Annotated in this window: 14 protein-coding genes; 8 read left to right on the plus strand and 6 right to left on the minus strand. The window is 60.7% G+C overall.

Features of this window, described 5'->3' with window-relative positions; all coding sequences use genetic code 11:
• Positions 1–33: 33 nt before the first annotated feature.
• Together ABE957_RS07770 and ABE957_RS07775 are read left to right on the plus strand one after the other, a co-directional pair.
• The gene (locus tag ABE957_RS07770) at positions 34–516 is read left to right on the plus strand and encodes a methylenetetrahydrofolate reductase C-terminal domain-containing protein (RefSeq protein ID WP_349758100.1); all 483 of its coding nucleotides are present in this window, start codon (positions 34–36) and stop codon (positions 514–516) included.
• The gene (locus tag ABE957_RS07775) at positions 513–1,556 is read left to right on the plus strand and encodes a methylenetetrahydrofolate reductase (RefSeq protein ID WP_349758101.1); all 1,044 of its coding nucleotides are present in this window, start codon (positions 513–515) and stop codon (positions 1,554–1,556) included. The genes ABE957_RS07770 and ABE957_RS07775 overlap by 4 nt, the downstream gene beginning before the upstream one ends.
• A gap of 367 nt (positions 1,557–1,923) precedes the next feature.
• Here the strand turns inward: ABE957_RS07775 and ABE957_RS07780 are convergent, their stop codons facing one another.
• The 5 genes from ABE957_RS07780 to ABE957_RS07800 form a co-directional block, all read right to left on the minus strand.
• A complete protein-coding gene (locus tag ABE957_RS07780; protein WP_432765409.1) occupies positions 1,924–3,606 on the minus strand; it encodes a BCCT family transporter in 1,683 nt (560 codons plus the stop codon).
• A gap of 169 nt (positions 3,607–3,775) precedes the next feature.
• Positions 3,776–4,636 carry a bifunctional methylenetetrahydrofolate dehydrogenase/methenyltetrahydrofolate cyclohydrolase FolD gene (folD, locus tag ABE957_RS07785; RefSeq protein WP_349758103.1) on the minus strand — a complete coding sequence of 287 codons (861 nt, stop codon included), beginning with the start codon at positions 4,634–4,636 and terminating at the stop codon, positions 3,776–3,778.
• Between the two features lie 14 nt (positions 4,637–4,650).
• Positions 4,651–5,526 carry a formyltetrahydrofolate deformylase gene (gene purU, locus ABE957_RS07790; RefSeq protein WP_349758104.1) on the minus strand — a complete coding sequence of 292 codons (876 nt, stop codon included), beginning with the start codon at positions 5,524–5,526 and terminating at the stop codon, positions 4,651–4,653.
• Between the two features lie 150 nt (positions 5,527–5,676).
• A complete protein-coding gene (locus tag ABE957_RS07795; RefSeq protein ID WP_349758105.1) occupies positions 5,677–6,141 on the minus strand; it encodes a methylenetetrahydrofolate reductase C-terminal domain-containing protein in 465 nt (154 codons plus the stop codon).
• A gap of 313 nt (positions 6,142–6,454) precedes the next feature.
• Positions 6,455–7,624 (minus strand): glycine cleavage T C-terminal barrel domain-containing protein, encoded by a 1,170-nt coding sequence (locus ABE957_RS07800; RefSeq protein ID WP_349758106.1) that lies wholly within the window; start codon positions 7,622–7,624, stop codon positions 6,455–6,457.
• 532 nt (positions 7,625–8,156) lie between these two features.
• Here ABE957_RS07800 and ABE957_RS07805 point away from each other — a divergent pair.
• From ABE957_RS07805 to ABE957_RS07825, 5 genes are all read left to right on the plus strand, one after another.
• Positions 8,157–9,086 (plus strand): LysR family transcriptional regulator, encoded by a 930-nt coding sequence (locus ABE957_RS07805; protein ID WP_349758107.1) that lies wholly within the window; start codon positions 8,157–8,159, stop codon positions 9,084–9,086.
• Between the two features lie 346 nt (positions 9,087–9,432).
• On the plus strand, positions 9,433–10,143 hold the full coding sequence (locus ABE957_RS07810) for an IclR family transcriptional regulator (RefSeq protein ID WP_349758108.1): 711 nt from the start codon (positions 9,433–9,435) through the stop codon (positions 10,141–10,143).
• Positions 10,140–11,090 carry a formimidoylglutamase gene (hutG, locus tag ABE957_RS07815; protein ID WP_349758109.1) on the plus strand — a complete coding sequence of 317 codons (951 nt, stop codon included), beginning with the start codon at positions 10,140–10,142 and terminating at the stop codon, positions 11,088–11,090. Before ABE957_RS07810 ends, hutG begins: the two co-directional genes overlap by 4 nt.
• A gap of 84 nt (positions 11,091–11,174) precedes the next feature.
• Positions 11,175–12,380 (plus strand): sodium/glutamate symporter, encoded by a 1,206-nt coding sequence (gltS, locus tag ABE957_RS07820; RefSeq protein WP_349758110.1) that lies wholly within the window; start codon positions 11,175–11,177, stop codon positions 12,378–12,380.
• Between the two features lie 457 nt (positions 12,381–12,837).
• Positions 12,838–13,206: a nuclear transport factor 2 family protein gene (locus ABE957_RS07825; protein ID WP_349758111.1), complete on the plus strand. Its 369-nt coding sequence runs from the start codon at positions 12,838–12,840 to the stop codon at positions 13,204–13,206.
• A 99-nt stretch (positions 13,207–13,305) separates the two neighbouring features.
• On the opposite strand, the gene ABE957_RS07830 is transcribed toward ABE957_RS07825, so the two are convergent.
• A complete protein-coding gene (locus ABE957_RS07830) occupies positions 13,306–13,593 on the minus strand; it encodes a sll1863 family stress response protein (protein WP_349758112.1) in 288 nt (95 codons plus the stop codon).
• A gap of 558 nt (positions 13,594–14,151) precedes the next feature.
• Here ABE957_RS07830 and ABE957_RS07835 point away from each other — a divergent pair.
• On the plus strand, positions 14,152–15,552 hold the full coding sequence (locus ABE957_RS07835) for a selenium-binding protein SBP56-related protein (RefSeq protein ID WP_349758113.1): 1,401 nt from the start codon (positions 14,152–14,154) through the stop codon (positions 15,550–15,552).
• Positions 15,553–15,616: the final 64 nt, after the last annotated feature.

A 15,616-nucleotide genomic window follows, 5' to 3' on the forward strand; every position in this document is an offset into this window, starting at 1 on the left:
GGACACCGCCGCTCAACGAAGAAGGAACATGTCATGTACAGGACGCGCCGCTGGGTGGTTCGCCATTCCAGGGTCTTTGAGACGATCTATCGACGCTTCGAGCCGGTGCTGGTCAAGCTCGCCCCGGTGTTGAGGCGACTGGGTCACGAGCGTATCGAGGCGCCGGTGAGGTCGGTGGAAAAGGCCGTCAAGGGGGCGCTCTTCGATTGCCAGATGTGCGGTCAGTGCATCCTCTCTTCCACCGGCATGTCCTGTCCCATGAACTGCCCCAAGTCACTGCGCAATGGCCCCTGTGGCGGGGTGCGTGCCAATGGGCATTGCGAAGTGAAGCCGGACATGATGTGTGTCTGGGTCGATGCCTGGGAAGGAAGTCGTCGCATGCAGCATGGCGATCGCATCCAGGCTGTTCAATTGCCGGTCGACCATCGCCTCAAGGGAACTTCTGCCTGGCTTCGCGTGGTTCGCCAGCTGGATGGTACTGCCTCTTCAACCGCCAAGAGCGAGACAACAAAATGAAGTTCGATGACGAGCCCGTACCGGGCTACTCCCTGCCGATCCTGCCCGGCCATGTTTCCCCCGGTCGGCTGGAGCGGGTGCTGCGGGCGGGCAAGTTCGCCATTACCAGCGAGATCGACCCGCCGGATTCTGCCGACCCGGCAGAGGTGCTCAAGCGTGCGGCCATCTTCGATGGCTACGTCGATGCCATCAATGCGACGGATGGCTCTGGCGCCAACTGCCATATGTCCAGCGTCAGCGTCTGCTCGCTGCTGACCCGGGTCGGCTATGCCACCATCCTGCAGATATCGTGCCGTGACCGAAACCGCATCGCCATCCAGGGCGAGATCCTCGGTGGGGCGGCCATGGGCGCCTGCAACCTGCTGTGTCTGACCGGTGACGGTGTGCAGGCCGGTGACCATCCCCAGGCCAAGCCGGTATTCGATCTCGACTCCATGTCCTTGCTGCAGATCGCCCGTGGCATGCGCGACGAGCAGCGCTTCGATAGCGGGCGGCACATCACGATGCCTCCGCGGATCTTCCTCGGTGCGGCCGAGAATCCCTTCGTGCCACCCCTGGATTGGCGACCGCATCGCCTGGCCAAGAAGGTGGCCGCAGGCGCCCAGTTCATCCAGACCCAGTACTGCTTCGATATCGATCGGTTGCGCGAATTCATGCTCAAGGTGAACGACCTCGGTCTGCTGGAAGGCCCTGACCGTGTGTTCATCCTGCCCGGGATCGGGCCGCTGGCCTCGGCCCGCAGCGCCCGCTGGATCCGCGCTAACGTGCCCGGGGTGCACATTCCCGACAGCGTGATCGCGCGTCTCGAGGGGGCCGAGAACCAGAAGGAGGAGGGCAAGCAGCTGTGCATGGACCTGCTTAACGAGATCCGCGAGATTCCCGGCGTCAGCGGCGCCCATATCATGGCCTACCGCCAGGAACACACCGTGGCCGAGATCATCAAGGCCACCGGCGTGCTCGAGGGCCGCGTGCCCTGGTACCCGGGACGCGACGACCCGAAAGAGCTCAACCCCGAATCTTCCGAAGCCCTGCTGAGCTAGAGGGGAAGGCATCCCAGGCTAGCCTTGGTGATGCTTGCGCACTTGCCAGTACTTCAGCGGCAGGTGGCGCTGGATCGACTCATGTTGCGGCGGTAGCCGGCGTCATCGATCCAGCCTCCGGTTGCGGAGACCGAAGTCATGCTGCAAGCCATGTCGGCAACGATCACCTGATGTCCGTGACCACCGCGGCCCTCCTCCTGGAGGGCCGGCTTGTGACGGTGGGGTCTGCTTTGTTCATCGGATCCTCCTGACCGCTGCACCATCGCCTGTGCAACTGCCTGTGCAACTCAGGAGAGGGTCATTTCAGAACAGCGCAAACGACGACGCCCCCATCCGGGGGCGTCGTCGTCGGGCGGAAGGCCTCGTGTCAGGCCGCGCTCGCGAGCCTCAGGGCGCGATGTTCCTCGCGCAGGCCCTGGACCATGCCATAGCACGCCACCAGCAAGACGAAGGTGAAGGGCAGGGCGGTAACGATCACCGCCGTCGCCAGCGCGTTCAGGCCGCCACCCAACAGCAGGGCGATGGCGATGGCACCCTCGATGAGGGCCCAGAAGATACGCTGTGGCTTGGGCGCATCGATCTTGCCGCCGGCCGTGATGGAGTCGATCACCAGCGAGCCGGAGTCGGAGGACGTGACGAAGAACACGATCACCAGCACGATGCCGATGAAGGAGGTGATCTGTGACAGAGGCAACTGGCTGAACACCTCGAACATCTGCAGTTCAAGGGCCGCGTCCATGGCGCCCTGGAAGTTGTAGGTGAGCACCTGGTCGATGGCTGTGCCACCTAAGGCGCTCATCCACAGCACCGTGATAATCGACGGCACCAGCAGCACGGCGATCAGGAATTCACGGACAGTGCGGCCTCGGCTGACCCGGGCGATGAACATGCTGACAAACGGTGCCCAGGAGACCCACCAGGCCCAGTAGAAGGTGGTCCAGCCCTGGCTAAAGTTGGCGTCCTCACGGCCGAAGGGCATGGAGAGCGCCGGCAGGTTGACCAGGTAGTTGCCCAGGTTCGTTAAGAAGCCGGTGGCAATCAGCAGGGTCGGGCCCACGGCGATCACGAAGGCCAGCAGCAGGAAGGCCAGCACCATATTGAGCTGGGAGAGTCGCTGCACGCCCTTCTCGACGCCGGCGACGACCGATACCAACGCTACCAGGGAGATGCCGATGATCAGCACCACCATGGTGACATTGGTGTTGGGGATGCCGAACAGGAATTCCAAGCCCGCGGCGGCCTGAGTGGCGCCGAGGCCGAGCGACGTGGCCAGGCCGAAGAGGGTGGCGAATACGGCCAGAATGTCGATAGCGTGGCCTGGCCAGCCCCAGATGCGCTCCCCAAGGACCGGGTAGAAAACCGAGCGCATGGTCAGCGGCAGGCCCTTGTTGAAGGCGAACAGCGCCAGGGCCAGGGCCACCACGGCATAGACCCCCCAGGCATGCAGGCCCCAGTGGAAGATAGAGGCGGACAGGCTCAGCGAGGCGGCGGCGGCCGGGTCACCCGCAGCGGCGCCCAGTGGTGCCCAGTCGGTGCGCACCCCGTTTTCCACGGTGATGCCGCCCATGGCGCTGCCGTAGTGGGTCAGCGGCTCGGAGATCCCGTAGAACATCAGGCCGATGCCCATGCCCGCGGCGAACAGCATGGAAAACCAGCCGATAAAACTGAATTCCGGCTTGGCATGGGCACCGCCTAACCTGACCCGACCCATGGGCGTGAAGATCAGCACTAACGCGAGCAGCAAGAAGATATTAGCCGCCAGCAAAAAGAACCAGGACAGGTTCACGGTCAGTAAGGTGAAGCCGGCATTGAAGACCGGTTCCACGTAGTCCTGCAGCGCCAGCGTGATGATCACGAATGCCAGGACCATCAGCGAGGAGATGGTGAAGACCTTGCCATGTATGTCGACGCTGATACCGAACTTGGTGGTCGCGAAGTTGTCTTGTCCTATCACGTAATTGGTATCTATGAGGTTCGACGGCCCTTCTGGTGCCTGGATGCCCCGGGAGCCGCCGGGTCCCGGTTGCTGGGCACTGTCGTCTTTGGGAATTTTATTCACTTTTATTTCCCTTTCAGTTTGTCGGTAGTTGAGTGGGCGTGCGTGCGTGCGTGCGTGCGTGCGTGCGTGCGTTAGTTAGCACCGGTGGGCCTGACCAGAAAGATCGAGGCCTTGGTGTGGGTCGCCACCTTCTTGGTGAAAGCGGCGGCAGATCTAACCGTCAGGCCAACTGATGCCTGGCGGCACGTGTCGTATTCAACAGCAGGCAGGCGATCGTCATCGGGCCCACGCCACCGGGCACCGGCGTAATGGCACCAGCGACCTTAGCTACCGATTCAAAATCCACATCACCCACGAGCTTTCTCTTGCCGTCGACATCAATGGCGTTGATACCGACATCAATGACCGTGGCACCCGGTTTGATCCAGTCAGCGTTGATGAACTCCGGCCGGCCGACGGCGGCTACTACAATATCGGCATTGCGGCACAGTGCTTCGATGTTCTTCGTTCGTGAATGCGCAATAGTGACCGTACAGTTTGCCTGTAAAAGCAGTGCCGCCATCGGCTTACCCACAATATTAGAGCGTCCCACCACCACCGCATTTTTACCACTGAGATCCGGATGGACCTGATGCAGCATGATCATGCAACCCTGTGGCGTGCAAGGGACTAGCGATGGTCGCCCGGAAGCAAGTGCCCCGACATTCAGTGGATGAAAGCCATCAACATCTTTATCCGGATGGATGGACGCTATCACCTCATCCTCGTTGAGATGCGACGGCAGTGGCAGCTGCACCAGAATGCCGTGTACCTCAGGATCATTGTTTAGAGAATCGACTAGCTCATTCAGGGCAGCCTGAGTGGTTTCGGCATCGAGGCGGTGCTCGATAGAGCCCATCCCCGCCTCTGTCGCCCGCTTCACCTTGTTTCTCACGTACACCTGGCTGGCGGGATCCTCTCCCACCAGCACTACAGCCAGCGTCGGCACGATGTCATGCTCGGCCCTGAGTAACTCGACTTCAGAGGCAACTTCTTGCAAAACCTGCTCCGAAATCTGCTTTCCGTCTATTAATTGAGCCATGATGACCTCTGTTTCTATTTGAAAATAATGGTCTTGCTGCCCGAAATTAACACACGGTTTTCTGAATGCAGTTTGACAGCGCTTGCTAGTGCTTTCGTTTCGGTGTCTCGGCCAAGGGAAACAAGTTCGTCAGGATAGTAGGCGTGACTAACCTGCAAGACGGACTGTTCGATAATCGGGCCTTCATCAAGATCGGCAGTCACATAGTGCGCAGTGGCGCCGATCAGCTTAACACCACGCTCGTATGCCTGATGATACGGTTTGGCACCTTTAAAACCGGGCAGGAAGGAGTGATGGATATTGATGGCCCGGCCGTGCAGATGCTTACAGAGATTGTCAGACAATATCTGCATATAACGCGCCAGTACCACCAGTTCGGTCCCGGTCTCGTTGATAATGTTGAGTAGCTCAGCTTCTTGTTCCGCTTTGGTTTCTGTCGTCACCGGTAGGTAAATGAAGCGAAACCCTTCACGCTCAACGATCGATTGAAGATCCTGGTGGTTGGATACGATCGCGGTAATATCGATGTTCAATTCACCCTTGTTATAACGGTAAAGAAGATCAACAAGGCAGTGGTCAAACTTGGATACCATGATCAAGACTTTTGTCGGGCTACTGACTTCGTGCATGGTCCACTTGATGCCATGTTTTTCGGCCAGGACATCGAATCCGTTGCGTATGTCTTCAAAAGTATGGCTGGAGTCGGCGGTGATGTTGAACATGGTTCGCAAGAAGAATTGATCGGTGATCTTGTCATCGAATTGCGATAGTTCTGCGATATAGCCGCCACGCTCCGTCAGATAGGATGCGATCCCGGCAACGATGCCCGGTGCAGTTTTGCAGTCGACGGTGAGTACATATTGGTTTGAGTAGTCAATGGTTTTTTTCATGCTAGAAAGCCTTTTTATATTGATGGTTGTTTGTTGACTCGCCAGATGATGGCTTTAAGTCATTCATCTTGTTCATTTTTTAGAATGGCTGTTTGGCGGGTTGTCCACCGTTACGATATTTATCTACATCATTGAGGCTTATTTTTAAGCTCATTTATGTTCTTGTTTTTGATCTGGCGCGCCACGTGCCACTCGCAGCCAGGATGAACTCCCCTTTAGGCTGTAATCCACTGGCAGTTGCACCACATGGATCTGCCCGCCGCCTTTCATTTTCTGACTCCCATCCCAGGCTTCGACCCAGACACATCGCATCTCGGGATGAACTTCACAATTTCCATTCTGCCGTACACCACCACAAGGGCCGTTGCGCAAGGACTTAGGACAGTTCATAGGACAAGACATCCCGGTGGAGCTGAGGATGCACTGACCACACATCTTGCAATCGAACAGCAGCCCCTTGCTGAACTTTTCCACCATGCCTACCGGCTTTTCTGCGCGCTGGTAGCCTATCGACTTCCAAATCGGCTGCAACTTGACGATCACCGGTTCGAACATTTGGTAGATGCGCTCAAAAAATCTCGCGTGCCGCACGACCCAACGACGTATGGGGTACATATGCTTCTCCTTTCACAGCACCACCACGGTGGAGACAATTATTGATTCCTGAATCCGTGAGTTGCATTTAAACTTTTTAAAATCAATAAGATGAGTTTCTTTCCTTGCCTGGGGTGATGCTCTTTCATTCAGGCAAGATATTGATAGTAAATGAGTTTTTCTGGATCGCTCACGGATGCAGGTGCTTTTCAATACAGTCGTTATGCTTGGGTCGCCACGATCTTTTCTGGCAGTGCTCGAGAAATGATCGTGGTCATCATTGCCACCCTCGCGGTGCTCCAGAACTTCAAGATCAAACAGGATAGTTCTGGCTTCAAGAAGATGTGGCTTTTTGTTTTTTGGGGTCGAAGAAAGGCTTTTCGACAACAATGGCTTTTACGGGGCCGGATTCGCTAGGAATCTCTAGCGTCGTGCCAATTTCTGAAAGTTCAGTAGCCACCATGGCCAAAGCAATATTCTGGTCAAGACGCGGGGAATAGACGGCAGACGTTACCTTGCCGACTGTCTTCCCATCTTTTGTCAGCGGCCAGAACCGGGTGTTTGGCTTCTTGAGGGGTGCCATTTCAATACGCAGGCCGACTTCCTTGCGGCTCACGCCGTTGTCACGAATGCGCTTTAATGCGGCTTTACCGATAAAGTCAGCATCCATGTCCAGGTTAACCAGACGGTCCATGCCAATTTCGTAAGGGTTGGTGTTGATGTCCGCATCAGCGTGATAGGAGAGCATTCCACCTTCAATGCGGCGAATCGTAGAGGTATGACCAGGCTTCAACCCAAAGGACTCGCCTGCAGCCATGATCTTTTCCCAAAGTTCATCCCCCCGCGTGCCATCACGCAGATAAAGTTCATAGCCAAGTTCGCTCGACCAACCGGTACGCGAGACAATCAGCGGAATGCCGTCAAGTTCAAGTTCGCGCAACCAGTAGTAGCGAAGATCCATGATGCTCTCACCGAAGAGCTTCTTCATCACTTCGCCCGATTTCGGGCCCTGGAGTTGCAACGGGGAAACATCGGGTTCGCCAATGCTGACATCCATACCGGCATGAACCGCAACACCTTGCGCCCACAACAGGATGTCGGTATCAGCCAGCGAGATCCAGAAATGATTTTCTGCCAGCCGCAACAGGATCGGGTCGTTAAGAATGCCACCGTCTTGATTGGTGATCAGGACATACTTGCACTGCCCGACAGCCATTTCCGACAAATCACGCGGAGTTAGGGTCTGCATGAATTTTGCCGCATCCGGACCGGTGATTTCCACCTGACGTTCGGCGGCAACATCGCAAAGGATCGCATCATTCACGAGATTCCAGAAGTTCTGTACTGGATCTCCGAAGTCACGTGGGATATACATGTGGTTGTATACCGAAAACCCTTTTGCGCCCCACCGGACGGTAGCGTCAAAGTAGGGAGACTTTCGGATCTGTGTCCCGAATCCAAAATCATCTTCTTTTTCAATGCTGGTTGGGGTAGCGTTTGTCATTTTTATTACCTTTGGGTATGAAGTTAAGTTGGCTGCTCTAACTCACTGGCTCGACGCGCTAACTATAGGCGCGCATGGCATCACAAAGCGGCCTAAAGCACCGGTGGTAGGAGACAAAATAGACCAACTTTTTGCGGGATGCGGACCTTTTGGTTCTTCGTCCCCTCAGGCGGGGGGTGGAGGGGGGGAGTGTGCCCCCTGTATCCGGCCCACAGGATGGTGCCGCGTGCGTCTTGGCAGCGAGCCGTGCGAAGACGTGTCGACCAGTCTCTGCTGGGCGAATGCCCGCCGCTTTCAGCCTCCCAGGCAGGGCACCTTCGGCCGGCTAACAACCACCGCTGCAGGAGAATCCAGAGATTTCTGCTGCGACAGCAGCTAGAAACCAGTCTGTTAGCCTGATGGGGTCGCTGATAAGGGTGTGGAACAGCCGTTTGTTAGCAGCCTGGTGTTTACACCGGCAGTGTTTATAGTGACCGTTACGCGTGTCACTTGGACGTGCCAGTGGCCCACCGCCATTTTGCGAGTATTGGTCATGTTACGACTCCCGTCCCTGATCTCACTGTCCTATTTCGAGGTCGCTGCACGAACCAAGAGTTTCGCGGCAGCGGCCAAGGAGCTCAACGTCACACCGGCGGCGATCAGTCATCAGATCAAGGCACTTGAGGAGTATCTTGGTGTTGAACTTTTCGTCCGCCACCACCGGCGTGTCAGCCTGACCCCGGCCGCGCGTGCGGCCCTGCCGGAGCTGCATGAGGGATTTCAGACCCTGAACAGCGCGGTGGACAAGATTCGCTCCTACGGCGAAGAGCGCCTGATCGTCACCGTATGCTCCGAGCCGCTGTTCGCGACGAAGTGGATCGTACCCCGGTTGCACCGCTTTTACGCCATCTGCCCAGAAGCTGAAGTGCGCTTGCAGGCTAGCCTGCATACGGTGGACCGAGCCCGTGATTGCGTCTTCGGTGTGACCGAGCTCAAGCGCTCCGGGATCGACGTTTCCGTTCGCCTCGGCTATGGAAACTACGCAGGGATCATGCCGCAACGGCTGATGGGTCTGGAACTGGTGCCCATGTGCGCCCCCGAGGTGGCCACCACCGTGACCGGAATCGACACCCTGCGCCAACAACCGTTGCTGTGTGACAGCACCCTTACCCGCTTCGACGAGCCGTGCGGTTGGAAAGAGTGGTTCAAGCAGCAGGCATGTGAAGTCGGCGTCTTCCGGGAACTGCGATTTGGTAATGGCCTGCTGGCCCAAGAGGCCGCCGTAGCCGGTCAGGGCATTCTGCTTGGCAGTCGAGATCTGCACCAGGCGGAGCTGAATGCCGGGAAGCTGGAGGTGGTGTGTGATAGACCACTGAACTGTGAACAGGCGTACTACGTGGTCAGTGCGGGCATCGGCCAGGAGCGATCGATCGCCGGAAAGTTTCGTGAATGGTTGCTTGATGAGGCGAACACGCCGGCTTGAGCACAACCGTGACGTGGTCTTCTCTAATGTTTGGAACAGGCCCCAGACCGAGATTCCAGGCACCGGAATCATCGGCAAGGCAACGACGATGGATGCTTCTGCACCACTTTTTCTCTCCCACCTGGATCAGTCCACTCCGGCCCCAGCGATCACCCTCCGCCGCACTTAAGGTTCTGTTCTGCCCCTGAAATCGCCGCTCGAGGTGTCCCTCGAGCGGCATTTTCGTGGCCGAGTCGCGGCGTATCTACAACCAAAGTATAGTGTGTGTCATTATCATTAATTGATAACCGTTTTTTGGATTGCCGACTTTCTTGCGTATCGTTTATCAAATTATGAGGTGAGAGCTATGGGTCCTTCCGATCGCATGTTGGCGCTGCTGTGCTGCCTGGCCAACCAGGGCGCGCCGCTGACGGTAAAGACACTGGCCGAGCTGACCAGTCAGCCGGTATCGACCGCCTATCGCCACCTGCGCCAGCTGCTGGCATGGGGCATGGTCAGCGAGCGCGAGGGCGGCACCTACGCGCCGGGCCCCCAGGCGGTGCGCCTGCAGCAGGGCTTCGAGCAGCGCAACGACCTGCTGCAGTGGGCGCGGCCGGTGCTCACGGAGCTGACCGACATCACCCAGGAGAGCTCGGCGCTGCTGATGGCGGTGCGCGATCACGCCCTCTGCGTGGAGATGATCGACAGCCCGCAGCCGCTGCGCTGCTGCTATCACCGGGGCCAGGTGCAGCCACTGTTGAAGGGCGCCAGCGCCAGGGCACTGCTCGCCTTCATGAGCGAGGAAGAGCGGGAAATGGCGCTGACGCTGCGCAGCGAGGCCGAGCGCAACGAGGCCTTGGCCGGGCTCGATGAGATTCGCGCCGAGGGCGTCGCGATCAGCCTCGGTGAGATCGACCAGGGCGTCTGGGGGGCGAGCGCCCCGGTCTTCAACGGCCGCGGACGGCTCAAGGCGGTGATCAGCGTCATGGCGCCGGAGGCCCGCACCCGGCAGCGAACCGCGTGGCTCTCCGAACAGACACGCAACAGTGCACAGCGATTGGGAGAACTCCTCGAGTGATTCAGGACCAAGCAAACGAGGCGCGCCTCGCGCCCTGGCAGGGCCGCGTCGACAGCGAAGAGACCGGCAACTCACGGCGCTGGCATCAGGTGGTGCGTCCGGTGGCCGAAGCCGAGCAGCCGGGGCGGGCGCTGCTGGGCTTTTGCTCCGACGCCGGCGTGGCCCGCAACAAGGGTCGCGTGGGCGCCAGCGAAGGGCCCGGGGCGCTGCGTCGCCAGCTGGCCAACCTGGCCTATCACCTGGAGTCGCCGCTCTATGACGCCGGCGACGTGATCTGCCAGGGCGATGCCCTGGAGGACGCCCAGCAGGCCTTCGCCGAGCGGGTGACCGGCCTGCTCGACCAGGGCCACCGGGTGATCGGCCTTGGCGGCGGCCACGAGATCGCCTTCGCCAGCTTCTCGGGGCTCTTCGAGCACGCCCGCCGCCAGGCACGCATGCCGCGCATCGGCATCCTCAACCTGGATGCGCACCTCGACCTTCGCCAGGCCGAGCGGGCCAGCTCCGGCACGCCGTTTCGCCAGTGCGCCGAGCTCTGCGCGCAGCATGACATCGAGTTCCACTACACCTGCCTGGGCGTTAGCCAGACCGGCAATACCCCGGCGCTGTTCGAGCGCGCCGAGGCGCTGGGCGTCGAGTGGGTGCTGGACGACGCCTGTCGCTCGATCGAGAGCCCCGAGGTCAAGGGCGCGCTGGACCGGTTGCTGGCCCGGGTCGACGTGGTCTACCTGACGATCTGCCTGGACACACTGCCCGGCTGGATCGCACCGGGGGTCAGCGCGCCCGCCGCCCGCGGCATCGAGATCGCCTTCGTTGAAGACGTCATCGACTACCTGGCGGCGCGCACCCCGCTGCCGATGGTCGACGTGGCCGAGCTCAACCCGAGCCTGGACACCGAATCACGCACGGCGCGCGTCGCGGCGCGCCTGGTGGAGCGGCTCGCCCGCTGATTTTCATCTCATGATCCAAACCGCTCCCTAGCGGCAACAACCACCCGGACCGCCACCTGGCGGCAGTAAGAACGGAGCATCGCCATGCACTTCTCCCTGGATGCCGTGACCACCACGGCACTGGCCCTGCTATTGCTCGCGCTCGGGGCCGGCCTCAAGCGCCGGCTCAAGTGGCTGGAGCACTTCTGCGTCCCCACGCCGGTGGTCGGCGGCTTCGGCTTCGCCCTGCTGGCCTGGCTGCTGCGCGACCTGGGCCTGGTCACCTTCGAGCTCGACACCGCCATGCAGAGCCCGCTGATGATCGCCTTCTTCACCACCGTGGGCCTGGGCGGCAGCCTGGCGCTGCTCAAGAAGGGCGGCAAGGCGCTGGGTGTCTACCTGGTGGCCTGCTGGCTGCTGGCGCTGATGCAGAACGGCGTGGGCATCGGCATGGCGAGCCTGCTGGGCCTCGACCCACTGATTGGCCTGATGGCCGGCGCCACCTCGCTGGAGGGCGGCTTCGGCGCCGCGGCGGCCTTCGGCCCCGAGGCGGAAGCGCTGGGCGTGCAGGGTGCCACCACCGCGGCCATCGCCTCGGCCACCTTCGGCATGATCATCGGCGGCGTGATCGGCGCGCCCATCGCCCGCTGGATCATCGATCGCCGGCAGATCCCGGTGGTCGCCGAGGACGTGCATGACCTCGAGAAGCTCACCGCCGAGGAGCGCCCGACCGTGGCCAGCATCGACGGACGGGTGCTGCTGCGGGTGCTGGCGATCATCGTGCCGATCATGGTGCTCGGCCTGTGGTTCAAGGCGAGCCTGGCCACCCATCTCGGCATCATCCTGCCGAGCTACGTGGGCGCGATGTTCGTGGCCATCCTGCTGCGCAACCTCAACGACCGCTTCCACTGGGTCAGCATGCCCGACAACGCGCTCGCAAGCGTCGGCGACGTGGCGCTGGGCGTCTTCCTGACCATGGCCATGATGAACCTCAAGATCTGGCAGCTGCAGGAAATGGGCGGCTCGCTGCTGCTGATCCTGCTGGTGCAGACCCTGGCCATCGTGGTGCTCGGCGTGTTCGTGCTGTTCCGCCTGCTCGGCCGCAACTACGACGCCGCCGTGCTCACCGCGGGCTTCATCGGCCATGGCCTGGGCGCTACGCCGAACGCCGTGGCCAACATGAGCGCGGTGTGCGAGCACTACCGCGTGGTCTCGCACAAGGCCTTCATCATCGTGCCGCTGTGTGGCGCCGTGCTGATCGACATCGTCGCCATCCCGGCCATCACCTGGTGCCTCAACGCCTTCGCCTGAGCGATTCCGGAATGATGCCTCGGTGATCGCCGAGGCTTCCCGACGCGGGCTTCTCGACTGAGCCTTCTCGACGCCAGCCTGGTCCTGCCAGGCTGGCGTCTTGCATTTCTCGGTCCCTTCTCGGCCGCGAACCCGCTGGGTCTTGCAGCGATTTACCAGCGCGGTTCCGCGTTTTTTTTCGCACCTGCCGTCGACAAGCTCGCCGCTCCGATTATGCTTTCGATAGGGCTCTTTTTCCGGCGTTTCGCCCCCAGCCGATCCTTGCCATGCTGGTGACTGAGGCAGGGCATTGGCCCGGCACCGAGTGGCGTCACGACTGTGCTTTAAAGGGGCGACAATGGAGGGTGAAAAAAGACTGAGGGAAGACGTCACCGGGAGATAAAGGGGCTGATCTATCTAGGGCACTGGGGACTATCGAGGGAGCTGACCCGTCGATAACCGAGTGGAGGATGAGGCCATGAACGCAGCAGAACACCTGAACGCCTATGCCGAAGGGTGGACCCACGGCGATGCCGACATGATCCTGAAGGCCACCGCGAAGGACTTCACCTTCGATGACCCGAACGTCGGCGTCGTGACCAGAGATGCGCTGTCGGACTATCTCGTCGGTCTCAAGGAGACCATCGCCTCGCAGCACGAGGGGCGAGTGCCGGAACCCATGCTGTCGCTGACTGAGCTGCTCACCCGTGAGGAAGGGGGACGGCTCACCGCGTCATGCTGGTGGACCGTGCCGGGCACGGCAATCGAAGGCGCCGGGCTGATCAAGGTGGACGCCGAGGGCGTGCACTCCGAGGTGATCACCTATCACGCGAAGCCCGGCGGTTGAGAGGCACGCCCCGCCGAGGCAAACGGCACGCCCGGCTCGGGCCAAGGGATCCGAGTCGGGCGTCATCGTTTGGGCTTCGGGTCGATGACCGATCGCTGATCACTTGAAGCGTGAACGCGCCCTCTCGATGGCATCGCTCAGCGAGTCCCAGGCGCGCTCCGCGCCGGCCTTGATGTCGTCCCAGGCATCGTCGCTGGAGTGGCGCAGCTCCTCGAGCTTCTTGCGCATCTCCTCGCGGCGGGCCTCCAGCCGGTCGATCTCCTCTTCCCGATCGATGCGCGCATCGGCCTCGACGCTCTGGGCGCGGGCCTTCAGCTTATCCACCTCGGCCTGCAGCTCATCCAGCTTGGCGCGCAGCTTCTGCTCGTAGGCGTCTCGATTGCTCATCAGGTGCTCCTTTCCGGTGTGAGGGCGGGTCTCCCTGAGAATAGCCCGCTCTCGGAGTGTTACCCCATGACCTGCGTGCGACGTCTCGGCATATCAAGGGCCGCGGAGGCTTTCCCTTTGGCGGCGCGCCCTCCAAGACCGTGACCCACTGCCCGTTCAAGGGCGAAGCCAGCCACTACGAGGTGACAGAGGTCTTTTTCGACCCGAAGATGCGCAAGTCGACGTCAATGTCGACCTCGATCAGGCAGGTACTGGAATCGAGAAGGGACGCGCACTCCGGCGACTGAGCCATGGAGTCGGGGGCAGCGGAAACAGGGTCAGCGGTAGAGAGCGAAAATGGGGTCTACCTTCGGACTGGACAGTCAGGTGAAGGTGATCGGAGTGTCCTAGACTCATGGGTATGGCGGGGCCGCCGGCGAGCGTGGCCGTTTTCCGGCGCTGCTCGCCCGCGGCGCCTACTGGCGTGCGGCCGCCTCGCCTCGGTGTAGCGATCCAGGGACTGCGGTGGTCTTGTGAACGACGCAGGCGGATTTCCTGTCCTTTCCAAGGGAGGTCACCATGACTTTCCGACCCGACCCGACATTCCACGCCACGGCGCAACTGGCCATGCAGGCGCCCGTGGAGAACTATGGCTTCACCGTGATGCTCAGCCCGGACGGCGCGCAACCGGACGCGCTCGCCGTGGTCGATCTGAATCCGGACTCCGACCGCTATGGCAGCATCGTGCACACCCTGGCCATGCCCTACACAGGCGACGAGTTCCATCATTTCGGCTGGAACGCCTGTTCCTCCTCGCTGTCGCCAATGTCCGGTCATGCCTTCCTCGAGCGCCGCTACCTGATCGTGCCGGGGATCCGGTCCTCACGCATCTACGTGATCGACGTGAAAGACCCGCTTGACGCTCAGATCCACAAGATCATCGAGCCCGAAGAGGTTTTCGAGAAGACCGGTTATTCGCGCCCCCACACCGTTCATTGCGGGCCCGAGGGCATCTATGTCTCGACACTCGGTGGCGGCGGTGCGGACGGCACGATCGGCCCGCCCGGCATCTTCATCATGGATTGCGAAACCTTCGAGATTCTCGGCCGTTACGAGATGGACCGGGGCAAGCAGGACAAGCATTACGATTTCTGGTGGAATCTGCCGCAGGACTACATGGTCAGCTCCGAATGGGGGCTGCCGCCGCAGTTCGAGAATGGCATCGTCGCCGAGGATCTGCTGGCGAATCGGTACGGCCATTCGATCCACTTCTGGGATCTGCGCCGGCGCAAGAATATCCAGACGATGGATTTCGGCGAGAACTACCAGATGGCGCTGGAGATCCGGCCCGCGCACGACCCGAAGAAATCCTACGGTTTTTGCGGCGTTGTCGTGGACACCACGAACCTGCAAGGCGCGATCTTCACCTGGTGGCGCGGTGACGATGGCACCTGGCAGTCCAAAAAGACCATCACCATCGATCCGCGCCCCGAGGCGGCGGAAAACCTGCCGCCGCTCCTGCAGGGATTCGAGGCGGTGCCACCGCTGGTCACCGATATCGATCTCAGTCTCGACGACAAGTACCTCTACGTGGCCTGTTGGGGCCTGGGCGAGATGCACCAGTATGACGTGTCGGACCCCATGAACCCGGTCCTGACCGGAAAGGTGGAACTGGGCGGCATCGCCCGTGGCACGCCCCATCCCGGCGGCGGGGCCTTCGCCTTTGGCCCGCAGATGGTCGAGATCAGCCGCGACGGCAAACGGGTCTACTGGACCAACTCGCTCTATTCCTCATGGGACAACCAGTTCTATCCCGGGCAGGAGGGCGGCCAGATGGTCATGGCCCGTGTCGGTGACAATGGCGGTCTGACGCTCCATCCCGATTTCTACGTCGATTTCCCCAAGGGCTATCGCGCCCACCAGGTGCGGCTAGAGGGCGGCGATTGCTCGACCGACAGTTTCTGCTATCCCAACCTCTGAATGGGGCTCGACGCGGGTACGGTGACGGCCCTTTGGGGGGCCGTCCTGCTTTCCGGGGTCTATC

It is taken from the genome of Halomonas pelophila (genome assembly GCF_040196315.1).
GTDB lineage: Bacteria > Pseudomonadota > Gammaproteobacteria > Pseudomonadales > Halomonadaceae > Halomonas > Halomonas pelophila.

Excerpts from the sequence above, each read along its gene's own strand:
- ABE957_RS07770 (WP_349758100.1), top strand. The coding sequence starts at position 34 with ATGTACAGGACGCGCCGCTGGGTGGTTCGCCATTCCAGGGTCTTTGAG.
- ABE957_RS07775 (WP_349758101.1), top strand. The coding sequence starts at position 513 with ATGAAGTTCGATGACGAGCCCGTACCGGGCTACTCCCTGCCGATCCTG.
- folD (WP_349758103.1), bottom strand. The coding sequence starts at position 4,636 with ATGGCTCAATTAATAGACGGAAAGCAGATTTCGGAGCAGGTTTTGCAA.
- purU (WP_349758104.1), bottom strand. The coding sequence starts at position 5,526 with ATGAAAAAAACCATTGACTACTCAAACCAATATGTACTCACCGTCGAC.
- ABE957_RS07795 (WP_349758105.1), bottom strand. The coding sequence starts at position 6,141 with ATGTACCCCATACGTCGTTGGGTCGTGCGGCACGCGAGATTTTTTGAG.
- ABE957_RS07800 (WP_349758106.1), bottom strand. The coding sequence starts at position 7,624 with ATGACAAACGCTACCCCAACCAGCATTGAAAAAGAAGATGATTTTGGA.
- ABE957_RS07805 (WP_349758107.1), top strand. The coding sequence starts at position 8,157 with ATGTTACGACTCCCGTCCCTGATCTCACTGTCCTATTTCGAGGTCGCT.
- ABE957_RS07810 (WP_349758108.1), top strand. The coding sequence starts at position 9,433 with ATGGGTCCTTCCGATCGCATGTTGGCGCTGCTGTGCTGCCTGGCCAAC.
- gltS (WP_349758110.1), top strand. The coding sequence starts at position 11,175 with ATGCACTTCTCCCTGGATGCCGTGACCACCACGGCACTGGCCCTGCTA.
- ABE957_RS07825 (WP_349758111.1), top strand. The coding sequence starts at position 12,838 with ATGAACGCAGCAGAACACCTGAACGCCTATGCCGAAGGGTGGACCCAC.
- ABE957_RS07830 (WP_349758112.1), bottom strand. The coding sequence starts at position 13,593 with ATGAGCAATCGAGACGCCTACGAGCAGAAGCTGCGCGCCAAGCTGGAT.
- ABE957_RS07835 (WP_349758113.1), top strand. The coding sequence starts at position 14,152 with ATGACTTTCCGACCCGACCCGACATTCCACGCCACGGCGCAACTGGCC.